Here is a 7,021-nt window from a genome sequence, read left to right on the forward strand (position 1 = left end):
ACATATGCAGCAGGTATGCAACAAAGATATTGATATGTATAGGACATTTTTCAGTAGAGATACTGGGGAATGTCCTTTTCTTTGTTTAAATCTTATTAATCGCATCTACAAGCTCCTTTATATCAAAGTGGGTATACACGTTCTCTGTGAGTGTCATTGCACCTGAGTGCCCCGCAATCTTTTTGATAATCGTCTGGTTAATACCAGCTTCTGCTAACATTGAGATGCATGTATGTCTGCAGCAGTGAGGTGTACGATTAATACCTAGCTGTTCCATCAATGGCTTGAAATAGCTATCGTAGTAGTTTCGGTATTCAAAATGTTTTCCAGCTTCTGTATGAAGTAAATATTCACATTCAGGGCAGGATTCATACCAAGCTTTGTAATATGGCAGAACTTTGTCTGCTATTGGAACTTTTCTGATACCATTTTCTGTTTTACTACAGATAACATCAAAATACTGTTCATTCAGATGAACATTCTCTTTCTTCAAATCAAGCATTTCAGAGATACGGACTCCGCTATATAGGAGCATCAATACTATCTGATAATATTTGTCTTCCTTTTGTTCCCAGATAATATCAATTTCATTTTTCTCAAACTTGTTTCTATCGTATTTGTTAGGGTTACGATTCTTGTATTGAACAATATCAACGAAGCTTGAATAATCTTTGTTGCAAATATCATTTTTCAAAGCATAATCAAATAGCTGGTTAAACAGGACTTTGATTTTCTTGAGAGTAGGAAAATTCTTACCGCAGGTATCAATAACAGTCTGTAAATCAACTAATTTAATATCCTTGAAAATTTTGTTGTAAAGGGGTTCACAGGATTTATAGGATGCTGTGTATCCTTTTACATCAGATTCAGATATAGTAGGAAACTTACGCTTTGACCATTCTTCATAGACATCTGAAAATGTCATCTTAGCAGCCTTGGTATCAAATGGATTATTATTGTAATCAGCAAGCATTTGCAAGCCATCAGCTCTGGTAGCTGCATATCCAATTGTAATCATATCCTGAACTTGTTTGTCTTTTACCTTATCATAGTGCCAGCTTATAGTCTTTCTCACTTGATAAGGTTTTCTTCTTTTGCCGGAAAGTTTTACAACGCTTCCGTATCCGTTGGGTAACTTCATAAGCACCATCCTTTCGCTATTTACTAGAAAGCTGATAGCAAACGGATAAAATGATTGTTATTCGTGGGTTACCTTTGTCACACTTGGGCGGATAGTCTTCCATATTTCGTAATTATCTTGTGTCTGGCTGCCATTATCAAGTAATTCTTTCATAGCCTGCCAGTCTTTAAGAAACTGAACAAGATTCTTATTGGAAAAGAATATACCGGGCTCTCCGTCTAAATCCTTGATAGAAATGTCAAATGTTTCATCAATAGCAAATAGTAATGGTAGTACATCACCATCAGCCTCGATATCAAATTCCATCAATGAATTAACATTGACACCAAGTGCATCTGCAATTTTTCTAAGCTGTTCAGGCTTAGGAAGATTCTTTCCAAGCTCATACTTACGGATTGCAACTTCATGTATTCCACAAGCTTCGCCTAGTTCTTTCTGGGTTAAACCACGAAAGGTTCGTATTAATTTAATCTTTTTACCGGTATTCATTGCCTCAACCTCCTGTTGTTGTAAATGTAACACACTAATATTTAATAGTCAACATTAAATTTTAAACTATTGACAGAGCAAATAAAGGTCTGTACAATGCAAAACATAACAGAGCAAGAAATGCTCTATATAAAAAGAGGAGGTGGTAGAGATGCCAGAAGTTATCTATCAGGGTGATTTACCAGCTTTTACAGGGAGAAATGTACCAATAAAAGAGATTGCAAGTGCAATAGGGAAGGACGCACAGTATGTAAGGCTGGGAATACAACAAGGATTACTCAAATTTGGAACGGCAATAAAGGTAGGGAGCTCAAATGAATTCAGCTATTATTGTCCGGATAAAAAAGTTTGGGAAGAAACAGGATATTTTAACAAAGAAGCAGTATAGCAAGGAGGATGAATATGGTTGAAAAACAGAATGTTGAACTGAAACTTATCCATATGGAGGATGTGGTTTCAAAAGAGGTGGAATGGCTATGGTATCCATATATACCATACGGAAAGATAACAATAATTGAAGGAGATCCGGGAGAAGGAAAGACAACTCTGGTTCTCAAATTAGCGGCAGCTCTTAGCATGGGCTTGCCGCTTCCATGTGACGATGATAAGGAATATGAACCTATTCATATCATATATCAGACAGCAGAAGATGGAATTGAAGATACGATTAAGCCCAGATTGGAAAAAGCAGGAGCAGATTGTTCCATGATTCGGGTTATTGATGAGACAGATAAGGAATTATCAATGACAGATGACAGGTTAGAGCAGGCAATAATAGAGACTGGGGCAAGGTTAATCATTCTTGATCCGATTCAGGCGTATATCGGAGCTACAGTTGATATGCACAGAGCAAATGAAATAAGACCGGTGCTAAAGCATCTTGGAATAATAGCAGAAAAGCATAATTGTGCAATTATTCTTATTGGTCATATGAATAAGGCATCTGGCAGCAAATCAACATACAGAGGACTTGGTTCTATTGATATACAGGCAACTGCCAGAAGTGTTCTGCTGGTGGCAAGGCTTCGTGATAAACCTAATATAAGAATAATGGCACATGATAAATCTTCATTAGCTCCGGCAGGGGATGCGATAGGATTTGAAATGACTGAGGATAATGGAATGGTATGCATAGGACCATATGACATCACCATAGATGAGCTGTTATCCGGCAATGAAGGAAGAGGAAAAAAGAAGCTCGACATTGCGGAGAATTTTATCAAAGAATACTTTGGATCAAACAAGGTAATTCCATCTAATGAAATAATGATGGAAGCTGCAAAGAGGAGCATTAAGAGAAATACTCTTTTATCGGCAAAGAAAAAGCTGGGTATAACATCAGATAAAGAAAAAGCAAAAGATGGAACAATTTACTGGACTTGGGTAATGCCGGAATAAAGAGTTTAACAATCTGGATGTTTGAAAAAGCAGATTCTAAATTCTAGGAAAGAGTTTAGAGTCTGCAATTATAAAAAGTACAGATTATTAAACTCTAGGTAAGGGTAAGGATAATATATAAAACCCTCGGAGAGCCCACTGCGGTTCTGGCTTGCCAAAACTGCTAGGGGGTTATCATCTATGGCAGAGCCAAGATGATAACTGCACTGCTCCGATAGATTTAACAGATAAAAAGGTAGTACAGATAAGGAGATGCGAATGGGAAATATTTCATATACCGCTCATGTGAGCAATAAGAAAAGTGCCATTACATCGAAATCTAAGCTTGCAGCTGTTGCCAAGCATAACCTGAGAAAATATAAATCATCAGATTATAGCAAAGACAACATTTGCATCATATATGGTACATCAAATCTGATTGATGATGTGAAAACAGTATATCATAAAGAATTCGATGAGGCATTAGAAGAATATAATAAAAAGCAGACACGACCAGACCGGAAAATCGAAGATTATTTTGAACATGTGGCTGGTAAGGAACAGGATATGGCAGTTGAAATAATCATTCAGATAGGTGACAGGGAGTTCTGGAGGCAATTTGATGATATGAAGTTATATATGAAATTGTCATATCAGATAATACTGGACGAACTTAGAAAGAGGCTTCCACAGTTTGTAGTTGCAAATACTGTGGTTCATCTTGATGAGGATAGTCCGCATATGCACATTGTTGGAGTCCCTGTGGCAGATGGATATAAGAAAGGTCTTAGCAAGCAGGTATCAAAAAGGAAGGTATTCACTAAAGATGTGTTATCGAGAGTGCTGCAGGATGAACTTCGTGAGGTGGCTAATAAAGAAGTGAATGACTGGTTTGGGGAACAGATAAAAGAAAAGTCGAAAGGTCGAAATCACGACTTATCAGTTGCGGAGTATAAGGTGGCTCAGGAGACAAAGCATTTGACACAATTACAAGAGCAGGTGGAGGAATCGGATAGGGCAGTTAAGGCAAATAAAGCCATTGAAAAAGAATATACGGATAAAAAAGAAAAACTGGAGACTGATATTTCATATCTGGAAAGTATGAGGCGGATTACTAAGTCACTATCAGAAATGGACAGTAGAGAATCAAAATATATATCAAAGGAACTTGACGAAAAGAGGTCAGAACTTCAATCAGTAAATCAAGAGTTGGCAAGTGCTATTGAAAAAGCAGAAGATGTTGCGAAATTGCTTGATAGAATCAAGAATTTTGTATCGTCATTTAGATTATTTGCACCTACGATAGAAGAATATGCCAATCAAGTTGAAGCTGATAAGACAATAGAGGCAGGAAATTCATTCCGCGGAATATTAAATGAGCTGGGCAAGCTGCTGGAGGCATTCAAAGAACTGATAAAAGAAGGCTTGTGTTGGTTTCCGAGGCTAATGAGATGGAAAACTTCTAAAGGAGAAGTAGCTCCTGTATTCTTAGAGAAAAGTGATGGATATGTATATTCGCTGTATGGATATATGAATGTGGACACTAAGGAATATTACTCTAAAGCGAGTGTTAAATGGGAGATTACAGCAGGTAATCGTACAGGTACTGTTGAACAGATGGACGCTAATGTTGAGGCAATGGCGAGAGATTTGAAGGAGATATTGAGGAGAGGAGCGGAACAGAAGAGATTGTGGGAGGTGCATGAGGAAATTAGATAGAAACTAATGGATGCCCCAATTATTATGTGCTATAATTTTTTTAAGAATTTGGTCTTTAAATAGTAATTTAATTGAATTAACCATATGGCAGTTTTTAACCGATAATGAGAACATGACAGATGTGAAATTGCACGATAATATTTTGATATAAAAATTCGATACGGTATATTTTATTCAATAATTTTGAAGTTAAAAAAGGAGAATATTATGGATAAAGAATTAAAAGATGATATAGTTGAGATATTGGATATTGCGAGTAATATTGATAGCGAAAACATTGATTTTGGAAATGCTATATGTAGTATGATAAAAATGGAAATTCTAAGATTTCTCTTCTATATATCGTCATTCAAAGAATTTGATGACAAACATATCAAATTTATACAAGATTATCTTGACGTTGAAATGACAGAGCAAATTAAAAATAAGATTTATTGTTTTGATAAAAAGGAAATGGAAGAGACAGTACCGAATGGTTTATTGTGTCTTATTAATATGAGCAGAGAAAATTCTACTCGGATAGATATTGGCAATAAGTATTGCCAAATATATTATAGATTAGGTGTACTTTATGCCAATAAATTTGATGATAATGAATCTTTAAATAAGACAAATGGTTTTGTTGAGAAATTAAGAAAGTACGTTGGAAATGCTATAATATCTTTCGATGCGTTATCAGACGAGAAAAATATAGAAACTGAATCTGAAATAAGAGGATTACAGAAAAAAGCTACATGGCTAAAGTGTCCTAATTGTGGAAAATTTATAATGAATAATGGCTATTATTGTCAAGAATGTTTGGAAGATTTTGATGAAATGATATTTAATGATGATAACTATGTGGATACTTCTGGAATACCTAAATATGTTGATATTTATACATTAGATGAAAGTATGTATTCTAAATATTACTACACATCGGAAAAAGCAGGAGTTGTACTTGGTTATAGTTCTTCAACAGGCGAAGAGTATATTGAAGATACATTTGAAGTTATAGATGATGATATCATTACTCAGGATAAAATATGGGGTGACACATATGTTAAATTTGGAGATTATTTATACAAAAAAAATACATTGTATTTAGGAAATATTCCAGAAGGTCAATATTTTGAAGCATATTGTAGTTTTAATGATAATGTAAGACCGATTTGGTTTTTAATAGACGGAAGTGTGAAAATATTTAGTGGAGAAGGAACGGATGATGTAGTTGATTTTGAAGGCAAGTATATTCGTGACGAGGAATTATTGCGAGTCGATATGGTGAATAAACAAAATGGTCAAAAGCTAACAAGGATGTATATTGTTGTTAATGGTAGATTATGTAGCGATGCATATGCAAATGAGAGGGGGATAAAAAAAATAAATGCTTTAAAGGAAAAGAATATATCATTATTAATGAATAGTTCAGGCATTGCTACGATTACATCAAAAGAATTCTTTGAGAATTATCCATGTCCTTATTGCAATGCTAGAAGATGTTTTAATAACACAGGATGGGAACATAAAGCATTTGGAAGCATTTTGGTTTATGGAAGATGCAGTAAATGTAATAATTTATTTACAGAATGTGGAAAGCCAGAAGAAATAAAAAAAATAGCATATAATGGGAGTGAAGAAAATATATGTTATCATTCGACAGCGGGTGCAGTTAGATATTTGGATTCTCCGTGTCCTTATTGTGGTTCATATCAGGTAAGGTATGCAAAATGGAGAGATAAACAACTGTCAACAGCTTTTTGGGGATTTTTTTCTACAAAATTACATTGTCACTATAAATGTGAAAAATGTGGAAAAATGTGGGAGTAATGAAATAAATTTTTTTAGGAAGTTAGAGAATTTAGTGATTATAGTAAAATGAATATGAGTGGAAAAGTTTATTATGAACGATATATATATAAATGAAGATGACTCTAGAAATCGAGAACAAATGTCAGAGATAAAAAAATATCAAGGTACAAAAATAATAAGAGCATATAGGGATAGAATAGAAATTGGAGAACAATCCCCATATGAATGGACATTATTTAAGACACTTGGATTTAGTGGACGTGAAGGTGTAATTGTAAGTGCTGCAGAAATAGAATATGGAAAAGCTTTATTAAATAGTGTACTTTTGATGCTATCTGATAGAGAGGCTGGAGTAATTAAAAAACGAAGTGGATTGGAAAATGGAAGAAAAATATCTAGAGAAGAAATAGCAAAATTGTATGGTACAAATGAAAGAAGGATTCAACAAATAGAAGCAAAATCTTTGAGAAAGCTAAGACATCCAGATAGGTCACAAATTCTTTT

The 7,021-nt window shown here is 34.6% G+C and carries 7 protein-coding genes; 5 read left to right on the top strand and 2 right to left on the bottom strand.

Annotated elements, in window-relative coordinates; genetic code table 11:
* Positions 1-85: 85 nt before the first annotated feature.
* On the bottom strand, positions 86-1,141 hold the full coding sequence (locus tag H8700_RS10215; RefSeq protein WP_249305549.1) for a tyrosine-type recombinase/integrase: 1,056 nt from the start codon (positions 1,139-1,141) through the stop codon (positions 86-88).
* A gap of 57 nt (positions 1,142-1,198) precedes the next feature.
* Positions 1,199-1,630, bottom strand: a complete 432-nt coding sequence (locus H8700_RS10220) for a helix-turn-helix domain-containing protein (protein WP_014078575.1) — start codon at positions 1,628-1,630, stop codon at positions 1,199-1,201.
* Between the two features lie 151 nt (positions 1,631-1,781).
* Between H8700_RS10220 and H8700_RS10225 the strand changes: the two genes are divergently transcribed.
* From H8700_RS10225 to H8700_RS10245, 5 genes are all read left to right on the top strand, one after another.
* A complete protein-coding gene (locus tag H8700_RS10225) occupies positions 1,782-2,018 on the top strand; it encodes a hypothetical protein (protein ID WP_014078576.1) in 237 nt (78 codons plus the stop codon).
* Positions 2,019-2,032: 14 nt separating this feature from the next.
* On the top strand, positions 2,033-3,028 hold the full coding sequence (locus tag H8700_RS10230; RefSeq protein ID WP_249305550.1) for an AAA family ATPase: 996 nt from the start codon (positions 2,033-2,035) through the stop codon (positions 3,026-3,028).
* A gap of 258 nt (positions 3,029-3,286) precedes the next feature.
* Entirely contained in the window at positions 3,287-4,726 is a 1,440-nt protein-coding gene (locus tag H8700_RS10235; protein WP_249305551.1) for a plasmid recombination protein, read from the top strand.
* A gap of 207 nt (positions 4,727-4,933) precedes the next feature.
* Positions 4,934-6,535, top strand: coding sequence for a C1 domain-containing protein (locus H8700_RS10240; RefSeq protein ID WP_249305552.1), 1,602 nt, complete (start codon positions 4,934-4,936; stop codon positions 6,533-6,535).
* A 73-nt stretch (positions 6,536-6,608) separates the two neighbouring features.
* Positions 6,609-7,021: sigma factor-like helix-turn-helix DNA-binding protein (locus H8700_RS10245; protein WP_283242247.1), on the top strand; the 413-nt coding region annotated here is incomplete at its 3' end.

The organism is Jutongia hominis (assembly GCF_014384965.1).
Lineage (GTDB): Bacteria > Bacillota > Clostridia > Lachnospirales > Lachnospiraceae > Butyribacter > Butyribacter hominis.